Source organism: Mycobacterium sp., assembly GCF_040509115.1.
Lineage (GTDB): Bacteria > Actinomycetota > Actinomycetes > Mycobacteriales > Mycobacteriaceae > Mycobacterium.
Genome location: NZ_JBEVLO010000005.1, coordinates 1 through 17,214 on the forward strand (window position 1 = coordinate 1; position 17,214 = coordinate 17,214).

A 17,214-nucleotide genomic window follows, 5' to 3' on the forward strand; every position below is an offset into this window, starting at 1 on the left:
CAACGCGATTATCGCGGCCAGCGCATCGACGCTGTGGCCCGACGTCAGATGGTCGACATGCGGCAGCGCGACCATGATGCCGCGCTGCACCGGTTGATAACCCTGCTTAGCGACGTGCGGATTGGCCCAGACGATGTTCCGATAAAGGCGACGCAGCCGCGTCATCGCATCGTGTAGCTCCACGTGTCCGCCACCGTCCCAACCGTCACTGAAGATGACCAGCTGAGGCCGCCGCGAGCGGGCTTGCTTGACGCGCCACTCCCCCATCACCGCCAGCGATCGGCCCAGTTGCGTCCCACCGCGGTTCACCCGAGGTTGCATCGGAGCATGCCGTGTTCGACCAGTGCGGGCGCGCTTCGTCAGATCGGTGAAACCCATGCCAAGGGCGCAGATCCGGACACTCCCCGGATAGTGGTCAGCGAACGCGAATGCGAACGTAAGCAATGCGTCGGCGTACGGGGACATCGATCCAGAGAGATCCACCGCGATGTCAACGGACTCGTACACCGAACCTGCTGCTTTGACCGAAAGCGCAGGCAGATCGCCGTCGAACTTGACCAGGGCACGTATCGTGGCTGCCACGTCAACGTGGCGCCACGCTGAGGCAGGGCCGCCGTAGGCACGGCGGACCAGGGATTGGGTTGCTCGCCGCACTTCGGTGATCAGACGCGGATGCCAGTCGTCCGGCACAGCGGCGAAATCAAGGCCGCGCAGTTGCGGCTGCGTGGACGCCACAGCACGGACCACGACCTGCGACCTCGACTCCGCTTCAGGGCCAAGGTGTTCGGCTTCGGCGTGGCCGGTGACGATGGTCTCTTCGCCGCGGCCCAGCGTCGGCGTCTCGAGCCCTGGGATGTGGGCACCCAGGTCTGACATCAGGTCATCGAAGAGGCGTTGTGTCTCGGCGGTCCGACACAGCGTCGACCGTCCAGCCGCCCACAGCGATTGCGGTGTGACGAGGGGAAATTGTTGCACGGCGGCAGCGAAGCACTGGACGCTGTCGGCCGGACAGTCGATCCCCAGGTTCCGCAACGTGTTTACGACGTCGATGACGCCTTCTACGGGACGCGGTGACTTCATGGCTCCAGGAGCGCAGGCGGTATCGGGACCTGATCGACCACACAAAGATCATCGGGGTCCTTGACCAGGGTGCGGGCCGCGGCGCGCACTGCGCTCTCGCTGACAACGGGATCAGCTGCAACCGCCAGCGCCGCGGCAAAATCCAGGAGTTCGGACAGGCCGGGCGGACGAATCATGTCCCGTTGGCGATAGCCGTCGACAAACGTCACGATGGATTGTGCGCGCTCCACGCGCAGTTCGGGCAACTGCGACGCCAAGACGGCGGTCTGCTGATCGAGGTTGGGATGCTCGAAATAGTGGTAGAGACAGCGCCGTTTGAGCGCATCGTGCACATCTCGGGTGCGGTTGGAGGTCAAGACTACGATGGGGTGTGTGGCGGGCGACGGCGAGCACACCGTCCCCAAGTGCGGCACCGTGATTGAATAGTCCGACAGGAATTCCAGCAGAACGGCCTCGAAGGCCTCGTCAGCTCGGTCGACCTCGTCGATCAGCAGCACCGAGTGTGGGTTCTCGACGGCGCGCATGATCGGCCGAGCCTCCAGGAAGCGCCGGCTGTAGATGGATTCGTCATCCCCGTCGGCTACTGCCGAGTGTTGTTGTAGCGAACGCAGATACAACACTTGCGCCGCGAAGTCCCACTCGAATAGAGCGGCGCTGGCATCGACGCCTGCAAAGCATTGCACGCGGTACGGCTGACGACCGGTCGCCTCGGCGAGCGCCGTGGCCAGGTAAGTCTTCCCCGAGCCTGGATGTCCCTCAAGGAACATCGGCCGATGTAGCCGGCTGGCGAGAAACACCAGTTGATCGATGTGGGGATTCGAGACGTACCCGACGTCCGCCAGTCGACGAGCGACCTGCTCCGGTGAGCCGAACTCGGTAGGCGCGCCGCCCCCGGTACCCGTCACGGGAATACTCCTGCGTCTCGCTCAAGTGTATCGGCATCACCGATAACGTTGTCGCGCCACGATTTCGAGATCCAATCCAACGTGACCTCGGGTTCGCAGTCGTTGATGAGCCGCCACACCCGGGGCGGCGTCAACGGGATCTGTTGCACGGTCTTGCCGGTGGCTTCTGCGACAGCGCTGGCGATTGCAGCCGCCACCGCGACGATCGGGATCTCTCCTGCCCCCTTCGCGCCGAACGGACCATAGGACGGCGCGCCCTCGAACAGGTCGATGCTGACGGCAACCGAGTCCTTGACACCGGGCAGTCGGTAGCCCTCGAAGCCTGTCTGTTCAATCCGCCCGCGGCCGTCAATGGTGATCTCTTCGTGGATCGCGTAGCCGAGTCCTTGGACGATACCGCCCTGTATTTGCCCGCCGATGGCGCGCGGGTTGATGGCGCGGCCGACGTCCTGCACCGTCCGGTAGGCGAGCACTTCGATGTGCCCCGTATCCCCGTCAATCGCGATCTCGCAGTCGTGTACCGCGTAGATCGGCATTTCGATGCCGTCGACCATGTGGCCGGCGATGCATCCGGGCAACCGCTGCACCCCTTCGCGGTTGAACGCTCCCGAGCCCGAGATCGGGCCGAATCTCTTCTGGGCGTGACGCGCGATCTCCGTGACCGAAACCCCCATCCCGGGAACACCTGTCACCTCGACTGTTCCGTCGGCATACGTCAGGTCCTCCGGTGCCGCTTCGAGAAGATCGGCGGCAACGACGATGGCCTTCTTCCGCACTTCCTCACAGGCAGCCGTCGAGGCTCCGCCAAGGGACACGGTGGTACGTCCACCGCCGACGCCCGCGTCGTAGCCGCCGGAATCAGTGTCGGCGGCTCGAACGGTGACGTGGTCTGGATCAATGCCCAGTGACTGCGCCACGATCTGGGGGATCGATTGCACCATCGACCCGGATCCAATCTCTACCCCCGATGTCACCACCGTGGCGCTGCCATCGGGGTTGAGGTTGACGGTGCACGCCGAAGGCCCAACCAAGACGAACCAGGCTCCAAAGACGGTGGCACGCCCGTAGAGGCGGCCGTCGGGCAGGACTCCGTCGATCACGTCTCCACCGCGAGGTCGCGGGGTCTGGTGGCGCAGAGCCGTCATCCGGTCGAGCATCGGGATCAGAATGTCGCCGTCCATCGGTTGGCCGATGGCATTGATAGACCCGTCTCGAATCGCGTTGCGACGCCGAAACTCATCGACATCGACGCCGAGTCGATCAGAGATGTCGCGCGTGTGCATCTCCAGTGCGAACATGTTGTAGGCGCCGTTGCACGACCGGAACGCACCGGTGGGCGGGGTGTTCGTGTACACAGCCTGCGACACCAGCCGAACGGACCCCAGTTCGTACACCCCGCCCAAGGTGTAGGCGGTCATCGCGGTCAGGAACCCCTGTTCGCCGCTGTAGGCACCCGCGTCCATCAGCACGGTGGCCTCACGTGCCACGATCCGGTGTCCGGGGTCGATGGCCGAGCGGATGCGAATCTCGGCGTTGTCGCGCGCCGGAGCGGTCAGCATCTCGTCCTGTCTGGAGTTCGCGATCCGGACCGGCCGCCTCGTGCGTTCGGCGAGCGCGGCGGCGAATGTCTCCAAGGCGGCCTCGAATTTGCCGCCGAACGCGCCCCCGACCGGTGGAACGATCACGCGCACTGACGATTCGGGAACCTCGAGAAGTTCGGCGACCGTGCTGCGGACGGCCCACGGCACCTGGGTCGACGTCGTGATCGTGTACCGCCCGTCTTCGTAGGTCGCGATGCTCACGCGTGGCTCGAAGTAGGCCTGGTTCTGCCGACCCACGGTGTAGGTGCCCTCGACGACGGTGACGTCCTCTCGGGCGAACTGCGACGCAGTGTCACCCCGGACGACGGTCGCTTCCCATGCGACGTTACCGGCGCGCTTGCCTTGTTCGGTCTGGTCGTACTGCTGCCAGTCGGGGTGGATGAGGCGGGCGCCCTCCTTGAGCGCGTCAGACATCCGAACCACGGGCTCGATCTCCTCGATCTCGACGTCGATGAGGGAGCACGCATACTCGGCGATCTCGATCGTGTCCGCGGCGACGGCGGCGAGCGGCTCACCAAAGTAGCGCACCATATCCCGTGCGAAGAGTTGTCGGTCGCGCACGCCGAGGCCCTCATAGCCGGTCACATCCCTGGCGGTGATCACGGCCCGTACCCCGGGGACGGCTTCCGCCCGCGCGGTATCGATGGTCAGAATGCGGCCCGCCGCGAGGTCGGCGCGTCGTAGCGCAGCGTGAAGCGCATTCTCGGGATAGGTGTCGATCGTGAAGCGCGTTCGTCCAGTGACCTTGTCGGCGCCGTCACGGCGGGCCCGATTCTCGCCGACGCTCATTTCGCCGTCTCGACGGACGCGATGTTGTCGATTACGCCGATGGCGCTGTCGACCAGCCGTGCGTATCCAGTGCAGCGACAGAGGTTTCCGGTAAGACCATCGACTAGTTCGCTGCGTGTGGGCTTCGGATTCCTCGACAGAAGTGCACGTATTGCCACCAGCATGCCGGGAAAGCACATGCCGCACTGCACCACGTCATCTTCAACGAACGCTGCGGCGATGGCACTCACTGTCGGATGGCCTGCGGTGAGGGCTTCGATGGTGTCGATTTCGTGCCCTTGCGCTCGTGCGATTGAAACCAGGCATGACGGCACGATGTTGCCGTCGACCAACACACTGCAGGAACCGCAGAACCCCTCGCCACACGCTAATTTCGTCCCGGTGAGGTGAAGGCGCTCGCGGAGCACCCTACTCAGGGAACACATCGGGCTTGCGCTGATGTCATGGCCTTCACCGTTCACGACGAGGTGGTAAACCATGGGGCACCTTTCATTTGTGAGTGACAATCGGCGAATGCGCGTCCGATCAATGACGGCAGGACACCCCGCCGATAGTCCGCGGGGACGCCGGGTGAGTCGGACGCAGTGAGCGCAGGCGCCAGCACGCGCGCCTCACGTTCGGCGAACTCGGGGTCGAAGCCGTGCACGTTGACGGCTGCCTCCAGCGCACGCCAGCGCATCGGTCGACCGCTGAGCGCACCATAGGAGATCGTGGCCGATGCCATCCGACCATCACGGCCCACTTCGGTGCTGACACTGCAGATGACTGCTGGATAGTCGCCGGCGGCACGCAGTGGAAGCCGGAGGTGAGCGCTCGGCCCGGACGGCAGCGGGAACTCTGCCCCCGTGATGAGATGACGACCTCCGCTCGGGGACTCCAGAAATGCATGCAGGGGTATGAGTTTCGCGTCCCGGCTGCTGTGGGTGCGAATGTTGACGTTCGCGCGCAGGCTGAGCAGCGCGGTGGTCACATCGGGGCACCGAAACTGCGTTGCGGCAATGTTGCCGCCGATGGTGGCGATGTTGCGCACGCCTGGGTTCGCGGAGGTCAACGCGGCAGTGGCAAGTCCACGCAACTGTGGGACGGATGCAACGATCCGCCCAAGCCCATCGTGGGTGACCATGGCGCCAATCCGCAACCCACCTTCGTGCCAGTCGATTTCGGTGAGAGAGCCCACAGCGCCCAGATCAGCGTAGCGGTGCGCGAAATCCTCACCACGGAGCGGAGCGCGCATGATCCAGGTGCCTCCGGCGAGCGGTGTGTGCGGTCGCAGCTCGTCCGTGATGAGGTCGACTGCGTCGTCCAAGGTGTACGGGGTTGCGACGTCGATCGTGACGCCTGGTTGCGTGGTGTCGGTCATCGGGAGCTCCCGTCGGGTGCGGCGCTGGGACGGATGGCAGCTGACGTGGGGACGCCGAGCCATGTGCTGCACGACGCTTGAGAAGACCTGCGGCACAGCGGATCCAGATGTCTGCTGGCGGTCCACCCGTCCCACCATTGGGCATATTCGTCGAAGTGTTCTCTCACCGCTGATCACCTTTCTCACGCGCCTACAGCGAGGCAATCAGCGAATTCGTTGCTTTTGAGATCCACGGACGCGACCTGCGGCGTATAGCACGACGGCGATCACCACGGTGATCGCCGGTGACAGGGCGGCGAGCGTCGGCTGCATGGTCTGCTCGGTCAGCGCGATGCCAATGGCGGACGCCGCGATCCAGGACAGGATCGGCCACGCGGAGAGGAATCCGTAGCCTTCCGACGCAGTCGCCGGGTTGGTGGCGGTCGGCCGAGCGTGGCTGTTGAAGTAGATGGCGGTCAGCGCTATGGCGACCCACGCCGTCACGAATACGCCCTGCCACGCCAATGCTCTCAGCAAGTAGCTGAGAACATCGGTCAGCATGAAGAGGTAGGCGAATACGCCTGCCACCAGCACCCAGACGATCCGGGGGGTTCGCCGACCGGAGATGCTCTCGGCCAGGTCCTGCAGGTTGGTCGACGCTGCATAGTAGTTGGCGGTGTTGATGCGCGTTTGCGAGATCACGATCACGATCAGCCCCACGACACCCAACGAACTCAGAATCGCGGTCACCACACCAGTTTCCGTGCCCTCCACCTTCCATGCCGTCACCAGGTAGATGCCGACCAGTCCGTTGACGCCGAAGGTCAGCAGGTAGAACACCCACCCAAACGTCACCGTGCCGTGAAAGCGCTGGTGTTGGCTGCGGCCGAGGCGGGCGAATTCGTAGGTGTACATCATCATCACCCACACACCCATGTAGATCAGGTAGGAGCTCAGCCATCCCGGCAGTGCGCTGCTCTGCGCGACGGTGTGAGTCATCCACCCGCTCGGATATCCCTGCTTGATCGTTGCGCCGACGACGATTGCGATGAGCCCGGCCACGTACAGCGGAAGGAGCACGCCGTTGAGCTTGTCCAGCCAGTTCTGAACACCGTGTGCCACCAACGGAAGCGCGTACAGCACCACCGCGAGGTACCACAGCCACATTGAGCCACCGAAGTATTCCCGCAACGCGACGGCGATGATGGAGCCCTCGAACGTGGCGTAGTAGATCGCCGTGACCGCGAAGAGCAATGCCGCCAGCGCCGAACCGAGGGGCCCGAATATGGCGCGTGAGAAGCTGCTGATGGTATGGCCGTACCGGATCGCGTGCCGTGACAGCACGGCGTTGATGGCACCGTAACTCGCGATGCTCAAGACCATGCCGATGATCGTGTTGAGGGTGCCGACGGCAGCCTGGGACGCGACGGCGATGTATAGCCAGAACATCGCCGAGAACATGGCCCAGTACGCCATGGTCAACGACCACTTCCCCACTCGGTCAGACTCGACGCCATCAGGGTCGCGCGTCGTCTCGGCGATGGCGTGCGGGTCTTTGCTGGCAAACATGCGGAAACCTCCGGTGATAGAAAGAAGCAGGTGTGTGGGAACGCGGAACGTCGGCGCCAAGGCGACCGGTGATGCGCCGCCTGCAGCGCTGCAGCGGCTATGACGTCAATCTGGCTTCTAGGAAGCGAGTTCAGCCAAGATGCGGCCCCGCTTCGCCTGCGCATCTTTGCGCGCCTGGAGGGCCTCTTCGATGGTCACGGCTTCGAATCGTGTGGTGGATCCCGGAGTCAACTGCGCCAAGGCGTTCAGGTCTGGGCTGATGACGGTCGCGACCATCGCGTAGCCGCCAGCTGAAACTGCGTCGCGATGAAGCACGATGGGTTGGCTACCGCCGGGGATCTGGATCGACCCCATCGCATATCCGGCATCGACGATGTTCGAGGGATCCGAACCGGCGCCGAACGGCTGCTCGCGGGGCACGAACTCGAACTTCTGGTCGCCGTTGAAACGTAACCCGGTGCGGTCCGCTACCGGGGTCAGCGTCCACTCGCTAGCGGTCAAGAGCTCCCGCGACTCCTCGATGAGTCTGTGATCGTAAGGGCCCCAAATTATCCGCGACTCGGTGTTGCGGGCGTACTGCGGCCTGGACGCCTCGCTGAGCCCCCGTCCCACGCCCGGGCGGGACGAGGCCTGTCCCAGCGTCAGTTCGTCACCGCCAGTCAATGGACGTCCTTGCAGGCCCCCGATCTTGCCGAGGCCATAGGTACCTCTGCTGCCGAGGACCACAGGTACGTCGATGCCGCCCGCGAACGCGAGGTAGGCGCGTGCACCGGCAGAGGCGAATCCGAGGACGACGCTATCGCCCTCGTCGAGGGCCACCGCGGTCCATTGCGGCACCATCTCGCCGTTGACCCTCACGTCCATCACGGCGCCCGTGACCGCCATCGTGGTGGGCGCTGTCACGGTGAGGTGTGGTCCGGTATAGGTGCACTCCACGGTGGCAGCACCACGTTCGTTGCCGACGAGGAGGTTGGCTATTTCGTGGGCAAGCGTGTCCATCGCACCGCCGAGCGGGATCCCGACGTTGTAATGGCCAGGGCGTCCTAGATCCTGAATACTGGACGCCAAACCGGGTTCTTCAACCAGCAGTGCCATCGAGGGCCTCCATCACGGATGCGTTGTAGCTTGCGGGGTCCCGCCGCCACAGGTCGACGTCGAAGGGAACAGCAGCGGTGCGATATCGGAAAGTGCCTTCTTCGCAACGCTTTTGAATGTCGTGGTATTCGTCTGCATCGATTGGCTTGAACTTCACGATGTCGCCGGATCGGAATAGCACCATCGAGTCCTGGAAATCGTGAAGCGAGGAGTCCGGCGCGAATATCGGTGCCGCGGCGATGCCGAACATCTGATATCCGCCGGCTCCGCGGACCGAATAGATGACGCTGAAGCAGCCTCCGTGGCCCACTGTCAGCGCGGGCGTGTCCGTGCGTGGGCTGAGGTACTTCGGCACCTCGATCTGCTCGTCCCGCGGCACCATCTGGTACATGAACGGGAGGCCGGCGACGAAACCGACGGCGGTCACCATCCATGGCGCTGCGTGGTGGCGTTCTATCAGCGTGTCCGCGTCGGCAATGCCGTTGAGGTCAGCTGCGAACTCCAGGTCTGTCTTCTCCGGCGTCTGGTGGTGAGTCCTGAAACGCTGGGCCACTTCGGATGTGTAGGGGTCGGCGTACCACACCGGTACCTCGAATACGCGGGTGGGCGCTGGGCCGCCCTGCGGCCCGCCGTCGCGCGATCGCTCCTCAAGATGGCGGACTCGGCTGCGCAAGGCGTCGGGCGCAATGACATCGGGGTCGTAGCGCAATAGCAGCGAGGTGTTGGTGGGGCAGATATCGGTGACGCCGACTATCCCGTCCGACGCGATGGCATCGGCGAGGTGCCCGGCGCGCAGAAAGGCCTCCAGGCTCATGGCCTCGTCCATTTCAACGAACAAGAACTCGTCACCTCCCCACGAATATCGTGGCGGCGCAACGTCTATTGATGAGGTCATGTCATCTCCTGTAACAGTTCTGCGGCCGATGTCTCGAGGAATTTCGTGTGGTGCTCGACGCTTCGGAAGGCTGGGTGCTGCAGTACCGCTTCGAGATAGCGCGTCGTGGTCTGCACTCCGTCGATCCGCAGTTCGCTCAGCGCGCGGACCGCCCTATCAATCGCCTGCCCTCGATCACTGTGCCAAACAACGACTTTCGCGATCAATGAGTCATAGTAGGGCGCAATGGAAGATCCAGTGACGACGCCGGAATCTATCCGAACTCCTGGGCCACCTGGCCACCGGACCTCCGCCAAGGTCCCCGGACTCGGCATGAAACCGAGCGCTGGGTTCTCCGCGTTGATGCGCATCTCGATCGCGTGGCCGCTGGCGGTGATGTCGGATTGCTGATATCCGATTCTCTCCCCGTCAGCAATCCGTAGCTGCTCCCGAACGAGGTCGATGCCTGTGATCATTTCGGTCACGGGGTGCTCGACCTGCAGGCGGGTATTCATCTCGATGAAGCAGATCTCTTCGCGCTCGGGATCGTATAGATATTCGACCGTGCCCGCACCCCGGTAGTGGCACGACTTGGCGAGCTGCACCGCGGAGTCAAACATCTGTTGCCGCAAGTCATGAGCAATGTTGGGAGCGGGCGTTTCCTCGACGATCTTTTGGTTGCGTCGTTGCAGCGAACAGTCGCGATCGAATAGGTGCACCACATCGACACCGTCGCCAAGAACCTGCACTTCGACGTGGCGCGCGTGCGGGATGTACCGCTCCAGGTAGACAGCGGAGTCGCCGAATGCGGCACCGGCCTCGGCGGCAGCCAGCTGCACTTCTTCCAGCAGGCGTTCGGGGTCTTCCACGATGCGGATTCCTCGGCCTCCTCCGCCGGCCGAGGCCTTGATCAGCAGCGGATAGCCGACCTGGCTGGCGATTTCGGGCAGGTCGTCGTCGGGGCCGACCGCTCCATCGCTGCCCTTGAGAACCGGGACTCCGGCGTCCTTCGCGGCCTGCCGTGCGGCCGCTTTGTTTCCCATGAGGTTGATCGCGTCCGGACTCGGGCCGACCCACGTGACACCGAGATCGACGATGTTTTGGGCGAATTCGGCGTCCTCGGAAAGGAATCCGTAGCCTGGGTGTACGCCGTCAGCGCCCGATGTCGTCACCGCGTCGGCTAACGCCTGGCGACTTAGGTAGCTTTGCGCGGCCTGAGCGGGTCCAATGACGGTCACTAGATCGGATAGCTCGGCCGCAAAGCTTTGGCGGTCAACCTCGCTGACCGCGAGCACGGTCTCCATGCCCATCTCGTGTGCGGTACGAATGATGCGGACGGCGATCTCACCCCGGTTGGCCACCAGCAAACGTCTCATGATGCTGCCTCCACGTACGCGATGATTGCGCCAGGGGTGACTTCGCTCTGGTCGCTGACCACGAACGATGCGAGTACGCCTGCGACGGGGCTCTTGATCTCACTGAACTGCTTCATGATCTCGACCAAGCCGACCGCTTGTCCGGCCTCTATGTGCTCCCCTTCGTTGACGTAGGGCGGCTTGCCGGGTCCGGGGTGGCGGTAGAACACACCGGGGACGGGCGTGATGACTTCATGCTGAGGCACTGTGTTCCTTACTTGATCGTGGACGATTGCTCTTGCAGTTCCGACAGGGCGTTGGCGACCGCAGTCGCGACGTCAACACAGTTCGGCACGTCTGAGTGAATGCAGACGCTCGAGAATTCGACAGGGATCGAGCTGCCATCGTCGGCGGTGATGAACCCGGTTTGCACCGCGGACTTCACGCGGTCGGCCGCAGCTCGGGGATCCGACTCCTGCGGTCGCCGGACGATGATCAGACTGCCGTCGGCTCGATAGTCAAGGTCTACATAGAGTTCGCCGACGAACTCCGCTCCCGCCGACTCCGCGCAACTCTGGTGGGCGGTGCCTGCCAATCCGAACACCCGTAGACCGTTGCGGGCCGCGAACTCTGCTACCGGCGCCATCATCTCGTCGTCGCGCGCAAGCATCCCGTATAGCGCGCCGTGGGGTTTGACGTGACTGAGGCGTGCATCGATGTCGGAGACGAAGCCGGACAAGGCGCCAACCTGGTAGAGCACGATGTGTCGCACCTCGTCGGGGGACAAATTCATGGCGCGCCGCCCGAACCCCGGCAGGTCCGGCAAACCGGGGTGCGCTCCAAGCGCCACTCCAGCGGCCGACGCGGACTGCACCGTCGCGGCCATCACGTGGGGATCTCCTGCGTGAAATCCGCACGCGATGTTCGCCGCGTCGATCACACCGAGCAGCGCATCGTCGTGCCCGAAGCTCAGTAAGCCGAACGACTCGCCGAGATCCGAATTGATCTCGATTGCTGGAGTTGCTGTTGACATAGCAGTGAACGCTAAGCACCGAACCAGCTCATAACTATTGGGCAGATGCACGAACTCCGCGTGCATCTGGGGTGCAGGTGCACAATGATGGAACCGTAAAGGCGTGCGTAAGCAGCCATTCCTGCCTGCCGGGAAAAGGCGTCGCAACCAGGTGAAATTGTTGCAGGGAGGTTAAGTTCATGCTTCTGGAGGCGCTTCTGGCCCACCCCTATCTAGATCTTCAACTGAAGACTGCGACCAGAGACACCCACCTTCGGCGGCGGGTCACGGCGGTGGCTCCAACCGAGTTGATCGAACCAACCGCCTATCTGCAGGGGTCCGAACTGATCACCCTCGCGGGCATCGCGATGAACTTCCAGGACGCCAGGACGTGGGACGCCTATGTGGAGCGGCTGTCCAAGGTGCCGGTGGCGGGCATCGTGTTCAACTCCGGCATTGCGCACTCCGCCGTCCCCACCGGACTCATCAGTGCCGGCAACAAGTTCGACGTCCCGGTGCTCGAAGTCGCGCCACCTGTCAACCTGCTGCAAGTACACCGCCTGGTCACCGACACACTGCAAGCGGAAACCTATGCCCTGTTGCGCAGATCGTTGACGTTGGCTGATCAATGCGCCGAGCTTGAGGCCCGAGGCACGACGGTCCTCGAGCTGCTCGATCGGATCCGCACAGCGGTTGGCGGAGAGGTCGGTTTGATCGACGAACAGGGCAGGCTTGTCGCCAGTCAGCCCGTCGGGATGCAGTGGACTGTGCCGCCGACCAGCCGTGCGCGCAGCGAGGGCAACCAGATGAATGAACACGTCCGACATCTCAATTCCGTTCGAGACGGCTCGCACTTCTCCATTGCCGTGCGCTCACCAGAAGATGAAGCAACGCTCGATGCGCTGTTGGGTCCCGTCGGTGCGATCGTCAGCCTGCACCTCAGCTCTACCGCCGAGCAGTACTCGGAGGAAAACGAACGTATGCGTACCCTCGTCGAGCATCTTCGATCTCCCCACACCGAGTCACCGCGGCACACACAAAGGCTAATGCGCGCAGCGGGTTTCAATCCTTCTAGACCTGTGCTGCTCGCGACCATCAAGACTGGGCCTGACCGCAATGATTCGTGGCGGTTGCGTTTCGAGCTGTCAGCGCTCCTACCGTCACTGGGACTTGCCGACGTCGGTGATCACCTCGTCCTGCTCGGTCAAGGATTTACCCCCGCCACGGCGACCGCCGCGATGTTGCGTCTGCTCATCGAAATTGCCCCACGGCGTCCTGCCATAGTTTCCGATCCCATTCACGACATAGGGAGCCTGCGCACTGCGATGCTGGCGTCCCCAAGACAGCTGATGACGGTCAGCGAGCCGACACTGGCGCGCAAGTTCGACTTGGCTTCGGTGCTGGCCACCGGGCTCTCGTCTAGCGCCGTCAACGAAGCACTTCGCTTCCTAGCCCCCCTGCGGCAGTACGACAAGGACAACGGCACCGACCTCATGCGCACCATGCGCGCCTACCTGGAGTGCGACGGCAGCCCAGGCAAGACCGCAACGAAGCTGTTCATCCATCGCAACTCCCTCACTCACCGGTTGACGCGTATCGCCCACCTCCTCGGCGTTTCGCTGTCCACGGTCGACGGCCAGACCACGTGCGCAGTAGCACTGGCGGTTTGGGATATGCAGCGCCACCGATAGAAACATCGCACCCTTATTGTTACCTTACCTATCTCTTATGTTTCTTAACTCCCGTGTACCGTGGCGTCTGTTGCGCGTCGACAACAGTGACGGAAGGAAGCACATGCACCACTCACCGGCACGAATCGTCCTCGTCACCGGGGCATCCAGGGGCGTCGGCGCGGAGGTCGCGCAGCGACTCACCAGTCCAGACACTCACGTCATCGTCAACTACCGCAAGCACGCCGACCAAGCCGACGCCGTCGCAGAGGCCATCCGCCAGGCAGGCGGGCACGCGTCCACCCTCGCCGCCGACATCTCCAGCGACCGCGAGGCCGAAACGATGATCGAATCCATTGCGGACCGTTTCGGCCGATTGGACGCCCTGATCCTCAACGCATCGAGCGGACTCGACGTGGGCTCGGACTCCAGTTATCCCATGCGGATCAACCGCGACGCCCAGCGCCACCTCGTCCAGTTGGCGGTCCCGCTGATGCCTGCAGGCGGGCGCATCGTGTTCGTCACCAGCCACCAAGCTCACTTCTTTCCCAACAAGGCTGTGCCCATGGGCTATTCGGCCATCGCTGCGAGCAAGCGCGCCGGCGAGACGGCCCTGTATGCCATGCGTTCGCTATTGGGACGCGCCGGCGTGAATCTCAAGGTGGTTTCTGGCGACATGACGGACGAGACGCTGTTGGCCTACCACCAGTTCGCCGACGCCATCGTCGGGGTGACCGAGAAGGCGGACCCGCGGAGCATCGTCTACGTCGGCGGCCCGCACTACCTCATGGCCGCCTGACCTCATGGCCGCTTGACACGCACGTCGAGGTAGTCGGCCAAGAACGATGCAGCACTGTCGAGAGCCGCACGCGCACTGACGAGTTCGGCGACATTGAGCTGAAAGACGTGGTGCATGCCCTGCCAGACTTCCAGCCGCACGCTCCCTCCGGCCCTCTCGACGCGGTCGGCATAGCGCAGCGAGTCGTCGAGCAGTACCTCGTCCGATCCGACCTGGATCAGCAGCGGCGGCAGGTCTGCCGTGGTGTCGAACAGAGGCGAGGCGCGTGGATCATCGGGTGGCAGCCCGCCGAGGTAGGCCGTCGCGCAGCCCCCGAGGTAGATGGGATCGAGCAGCGGATCTCCAATGGCGAACTGCTGAGCGCTCGCACCACTGATGCGCAGGTCGGTGAACGGTGAGAACGTTGCTACGGCAGCGACGTTCACATTGCGACGCCTGGCCTCGGCGACCGTTGCCAGGGTCAAGCCCCCACCGGCGGAGTCGCCGGCGACGGCCACGGCGGAGTGGCCGCCGGCCAGGCGCTGAAGTGTCGTCACCGCCAGATCGAACGCTGCTGGGAACGGCGCTTCCGGCGCCAACGGGTAGTCGAGTGCGAACGCCGCTACCCCCGCCCGCGTCGCGAGTTGGCTGACGAAACCCGCGTAGGCGGCGGCGCTGCCTTGCACGTAGCCGCCACCGTGCAGGAACAGCAGCGCCCGGTCCGGTGCCGAATCGGCCGGCCTCACCCATACCCCCGGGGCGGTCTCGTCGTCGACGTGGTCGATCGTCACCCCCCGGGCGATGGGGGTGGCGCCGATGAACCGGTCATAGATGGCGCGCGGGTCGCCCTGCTCCGTGGACCAGAACCGCGCGAATTCGGTTCGGAGCGCACGCCCTTCAGCGATGTCTGCGGGATCGAGCGGAATGATCTGCACCTGGGGTCTCCCTACTTCGACAGCGATGCGGCAACCTGCCCCATGAGCGTCGCCCATGGCATGTCCATCGCGGCATAGACGGCATTGGCCTGCGGGTCGGCGTTGTCGGCCATGATCTCGACCATCATGGTCGCGTAGTCGGAGACCTCGATGCCCAGGGTGAGTAGGCGGGCGAGGCCGGCCTCACGCTTGTGGTGCGAGAAGGTGCCGCACGCGTCGACCGTGACCACCGGGTGAAACCCGTTGTCGCGAGCCGAGATCGCAGGCAGCGAGGCGCACACCTCGAACGAGAGCCCAGCGATGATCAGGTGATCGCGCCCCGTCTGCGTGACTTGGGCAACGAATCGTTCGTCGTCCCAGGCGTTGACCGTGGACCGATCGAGGATCTCGGTGTCACCGAGGACTGCCTTTAATTCCGGAATCGTCGGTCCCCACATGCTGTCCCGCGCTGTCGTGACCGCGACGATGGGCAGCCCGAGAAGCTGCGCGGCGCGCGCCAGGCCCACCACGTTGTGCTTCAGCTCGTCGATTCCGAGATCACGCACGCCCGTGAACAGGCCTACCTGATGGTCGATCAGCAGCACTGCGGTGTTGTCGCGGGTGAACCTCACCCGCCCAGTCGACGCCATCCATTTCTCCCTTTTAGGAACTTTTATTACTATCAATATTACTTACTACTTTGATGACCTGGCGCTGTCAAGACGCACGTCCGTTTGGCCGGTCCTGCTTGTCAGACCTCGGTGCGATGATGGGGTCATGTCATCGACGGCAACCGATTTCGCTCCTGCCGGGTTGAGCCCGCAGGAGCGTCTTGAGGTGTTGTTCGAGGAAATGGCCGAGGTCATCGGTCAGCGCAACGCGCTCGACGGTCGGGTGGTCGAGATCGTGGCCGAAATCGACCACGACGGACTGTGGGGCAACACCGGCTGCCGGTCCATCGAGGCACTCGTGGCATGGCAGACCGGCACCTCACCGCGCAACGCCCAGACCATCGCCGCCGTCGCGCACCGACTCGACGAGTTTCCCCGCTGCGCGACGGACCTACGCGAGGGGCGGCTGTCCTTGGATCAGGTCGGCGTAATCGCCGAACGCGCCGCCGGCGGATCCGACGAGCACTACGCACAGTTGGCCGCGAGTGCCACCGTCACCCAATTGCGCACCGCCATCTCCTTCGAGCCGCGACCCGAACCCGATCCTGGTTCCGATGACGCGCCCGCGCCCGCCCCGCGGCGGGAACCACCGCGGTCGATCACCAAGACCTCCGGTGAGGAGTCCACCACCTGGCGGATCACCCTGCCCCACGCCGAGGCCGCCCTCTTCGACGCCGCCCTGGCCTCGCACACCGACGCGCTGGTCGCACAGTGGAAACGCGACCACGCCACCGACCCAGACGGAGACCCGACCAATGTCGACGACGAGGGCGCCGCCTCGGCTGTGCAGACACCGCCGTTCCCGAGCCTGGTCGACGGGTTCCTCAGCCTCGTCGAAGCCGGCTGGGACACCGAAGTGGCCGCCCGCCCGCACGGGCAACGCACCACCGTGGTCGTGCACCTCGACGTCGAACACCGCGACGCCGTCCTGCACCTGGGACCGTTCCTGTCCGAGGCCGACCGCCGCGAACTGATGTGTGAGGCCGACTGCGAGATCTGGTTCCAACGCCACGGCCAGGTCATTGGCTCCGCACGGGCCACCCGCCAGATCAGCCGCCGCCTGCGCCGGGCGTTGGAACACCGCGACCGCACCTGCGTGGTCCCCGGCTGCGGAACCACCCGCGGACTACACGCTCACCACCTCCACCACTGGGAGGACGGCGGGGCCACCGAACTGAACAACCTCGTCCTGCTCTGCCCGTACCATCACCGGCTGCACCACCGCGGCGGCATCACCCTCACCGGCGACGCCCACCACCTCACCGTCCTCGACCAGGGCGGCACACCACTGCGCCGAGGATCCCTGGCCCGCACCCCGACCACACCCCCACCCGCGGTCGCCCCCTACGCCGGGCCGACCGGGGAACGCGCCGACTGGTGGTGGTACGACCCCTTCGAACCCCAACCGCCACCGTCGAACAACTGACGGGGCGCTGCTCGTTGGGGGGCAGCGCATTTGGGCTACGTCTTCCACGACGCGGCCGCGCTGGTTGTGCTGTCGAGGCCGGGTGTCAGGGCTGTCGAGACGGATTGGTCTCGTAGACAACCGATTTCGGCATCGA

16 protein-coding genes and 1 pseudogene are annotated in these 17,214 nt (G+C 64.3%); 3 read left to right on the plus strand and 14 right to left on the minus strand.

The features are described 5' to 3' along the window. The 12 genes and pseudogenes from ABW137_RS00365 to ABW137_RS00420 form a co-directional block, all read right to left on the minus strand. On the minus strand, positions 1 to 876 hold an 876-nt coding region (locus ABW137_RS00365), incomplete at its 3' end, for a VWA domain-containing protein (protein WP_526395798.1). A gap of 12 nt (positions 877 to 888) precedes the next feature. Next, positions 889 to 1,080, minus strand: a pseudogene (locus tag ABW137_RS00370) (hypothetical protein); the annotation flags it as partial. Then, positions 1,077 to 1,877, minus strand: coding sequence for an ATP-binding protein (locus tag ABW137_RS00375; RefSeq protein WP_526395772.1), 801 nt, complete (start codon positions 1,875 to 1,877; stop codon positions 1,077 to 1,079). The pseudogene ABW137_RS00370 and the gene ABW137_RS00375, both read right to left, overlap by 4 nt. Positions 1,878 to 1,981: 104 nt before the next feature. After that, positions 1,982 to 4,375 (minus strand): xanthine dehydrogenase family protein molybdopterin-binding subunit, encoded by a 2,394-nt coding sequence (locus tag ABW137_RS00380; protein WP_526395773.1) that lies wholly within the window; start codon positions 4,373 to 4,375, stop codon positions 1,982 to 1,984. Then, positions 4,372 to 4,854: a (2Fe-2S)-binding protein gene (locus ABW137_RS00385; RefSeq protein WP_526395774.1), complete on the minus strand. Its 483-nt coding sequence runs from the start codon at positions 4,852 to 4,854 to the stop codon at positions 4,372 to 4,374. Before ABW137_RS00385 ends, ABW137_RS00380 begins: the two co-directional genes overlap by 4 nt. Then, entirely contained in the window at positions 4,833 to 5,735 is a 903-nt protein-coding gene (locus tag ABW137_RS00390) for an FAD binding domain-containing protein (RefSeq protein WP_526395775.1), read from the minus strand. The genes ABW137_RS00385 and ABW137_RS00390 overlap by 22 nt, the downstream gene beginning before the upstream one ends. A gap of 204 nt (positions 5,736 to 5,939) precedes the next feature. Further along, positions 5,940 to 7,283 (minus strand): purine-cytosine permease family protein, encoded by a 1,344-nt coding sequence (locus tag ABW137_RS00395; protein WP_526395776.1) that lies wholly within the window; start codon positions 7,281 to 7,283, stop codon positions 5,940 to 5,942. Between the two features lie 117 nt (positions 7,284 to 7,400). Continuing rightward, positions 7,401 to 8,378: a 5-oxoprolinase subunit C family protein gene (locus ABW137_RS00400; protein ID WP_526395777.1), complete on the minus strand. Its 978-nt coding sequence runs from the start codon at positions 8,376 to 8,378 to the stop codon at positions 7,401 to 7,403. After that, positions 8,362 to 9,273, minus strand: coding sequence for a 5-oxoprolinase subunit B family protein (locus ABW137_RS00405; protein WP_526395778.1), 912 nt, complete (start codon positions 9,271 to 9,273; stop codon positions 8,362 to 8,364). The genes ABW137_RS00400 and ABW137_RS00405 overlap by 17 nt, the downstream gene beginning before the upstream one ends. After that, the gene (locus ABW137_RS00410) at positions 9,270 to 10,628 is read right to left on the minus strand and encodes an acetyl-CoA carboxylase biotin carboxylase subunit (RefSeq protein ID WP_526395779.1); all 1,359 of its coding nucleotides are present in this window, start codon (positions 10,626 to 10,628) and stop codon (positions 9,270 to 9,272) included. The genes ABW137_RS00405 and ABW137_RS00410 overlap by 4 nt, the downstream gene beginning before the upstream one ends. Then, the gene (locus ABW137_RS00415; RefSeq protein WP_526395780.1) at positions 10,625 to 10,873 is read right to left on the minus strand and encodes an acetyl-CoA carboxylase; all 249 of its coding nucleotides are present in this window, start codon (positions 10,871 to 10,873) and stop codon (positions 10,625 to 10,627) included. The genes ABW137_RS00410 and ABW137_RS00415 overlap by 4 nt, the downstream gene beginning before the upstream one ends. A gap of 8 nt (positions 10,874 to 10,881) precedes the next feature. Continuing rightward, positions 10,882 to 11,640 (minus strand): LamB/YcsF family protein, encoded by a 759-nt coding sequence (locus ABW137_RS00420; protein WP_526395781.1) that lies wholly within the window; start codon positions 11,638 to 11,640, stop codon positions 10,882 to 10,884. A 179-nt stretch (positions 11,641 to 11,819) separates the two neighbouring features. Here ABW137_RS00420 and ABW137_RS00425 point away from each other — a divergent pair, with 179 nt between their 5' ends. Both ABW137_RS00425 and ABW137_RS00430 read left to right on the plus strand, forming a co-directional pair. Continuing rightward, positions 11,820 to 13,310 carry a PucR family transcriptional regulator gene (locus ABW137_RS00425; protein WP_526395782.1) on the plus strand — a complete coding sequence of 497 codons (1,491 nt, stop codon included), beginning with the start codon at positions 11,820 to 11,822 and terminating at the stop codon, positions 13,308 to 13,310. 103 nt (positions 13,311 to 13,413) lie between these two features. Continuing rightward, a complete protein-coding gene (locus tag ABW137_RS00430) occupies positions 13,414 to 14,088 on the plus strand; it encodes an SDR family oxidoreductase (protein WP_526395783.1) in 675 nt (224 codons plus the stop codon). 2 nt (positions 14,089 to 14,090) lie between these two features. On the opposite strand, the gene ABW137_RS00435 is transcribed toward ABW137_RS00430, so the two are convergent. Next, positions 14,091 to 15,002 carry an alpha/beta hydrolase gene (locus ABW137_RS00435; RefSeq protein WP_526395784.1) on the minus strand — a complete coding sequence of 304 codons (912 nt, stop codon included), beginning with the start codon at positions 15,000 to 15,002 and terminating at the stop codon, positions 14,091 to 14,093. A gap of 11 nt (positions 15,003 to 15,013) precedes the next feature. Next, positions 15,014 to 15,631 carry an isochorismatase family protein gene (locus tag ABW137_RS00440; RefSeq protein WP_526395785.1) on the minus strand — a complete coding sequence of 206 codons (618 nt, stop codon included), beginning with the start codon at positions 15,629 to 15,631 and terminating at the stop codon, positions 15,014 to 15,016. Positions 15,632 to 15,758: 127 nt separating this feature from the next. On the opposite strand from ABW137_RS00440, the gene ABW137_RS00445 reads away from it, so the two are divergent. Next, a complete protein-coding gene (locus tag ABW137_RS00445) occupies positions 15,759 to 17,078 on the plus strand; it encodes an HNH endonuclease signature motif containing protein (protein ID WP_526395786.1) in 1,320 nt (439 codons plus the stop codon). The last annotated feature ends 136 nt before the right edge of the window (positions 17,079 to 17,214 follow it).

Coding starts and splice junctions, on each gene's coding strand:
- ABW137_RS00380 (WP_526395773.1), bottom strand. CDS start 4,375: ATGAGCGTCGGCGAGAATCGGGCCCGCCGTGACGGCGCCGACAAGGTC.
- ABW137_RS00405 (WP_526395778.1), bottom strand. CDS start 9,273: ATGACCTCATCAATAGACGTTGCGCCGCCACGATATTCGTGGGGAGGT.
- ABW137_RS00440 (WP_526395785.1), bottom strand. CDS start 15,631: ATGGCGTCGACTGGGCGGGTGAGGTTCACCCGCGACAACACCGCAGTG.
- ABW137_RS00420 (WP_526395781.1), bottom strand. CDS start 11,640: ATGTCAACAGCAACTCCAGCAATCGAGATCAATTCGGATCTCGGCGAG.
- ABW137_RS00445 (WP_526395786.1), top strand. CDS start 15,759: ATGTCATCGACGGCAACCGATTTCGCTCCTGCCGGGTTGAGCCCGCAG.
- ABW137_RS00395 (WP_526395776.1), bottom strand. CDS start 7,283: ATGTTTGCCAGCAAAGACCCGCACGCCATCGCCGAGACGACGCGCGAC.
- ABW137_RS00400 (WP_526395777.1), bottom strand. CDS start 8,378: ATGGCACTGCTGGTTGAAGAACCCGGTTTGGCGTCCAGTATTCAGGAT.
- ABW137_RS00430 (WP_526395783.1), top strand. CDS start 13,414: ATGCACCACTCACCGGCACGAATCGTCCTCGTCACCGGGGCATCCAGG.
- ABW137_RS00410 (WP_526395779.1), bottom strand. CDS start 10,628: ATGAGACGTTTGCTGGTGGCCAACCGGGGTGAGATCGCCGTCCGCATC.
- ABW137_RS00385 (WP_526395774.1), bottom strand. CDS start 4,854: ATGGTTTACCACCTCGTCGTGAACGGTGAAGGCCATGACATCAGCGCA.
- ABW137_RS00390 (WP_526395775.1), bottom strand. CDS start 5,735: ATGACCGACACCACGCAACCAGGCGTCACGATCGACGTCGCAACCCCG.
- ABW137_RS00425 (WP_526395782.1), top strand. CDS start 11,820: ATGCTTCTGGAGGCGCTTCTGGCCCACCCCTATCTAGATCTTCAACTG.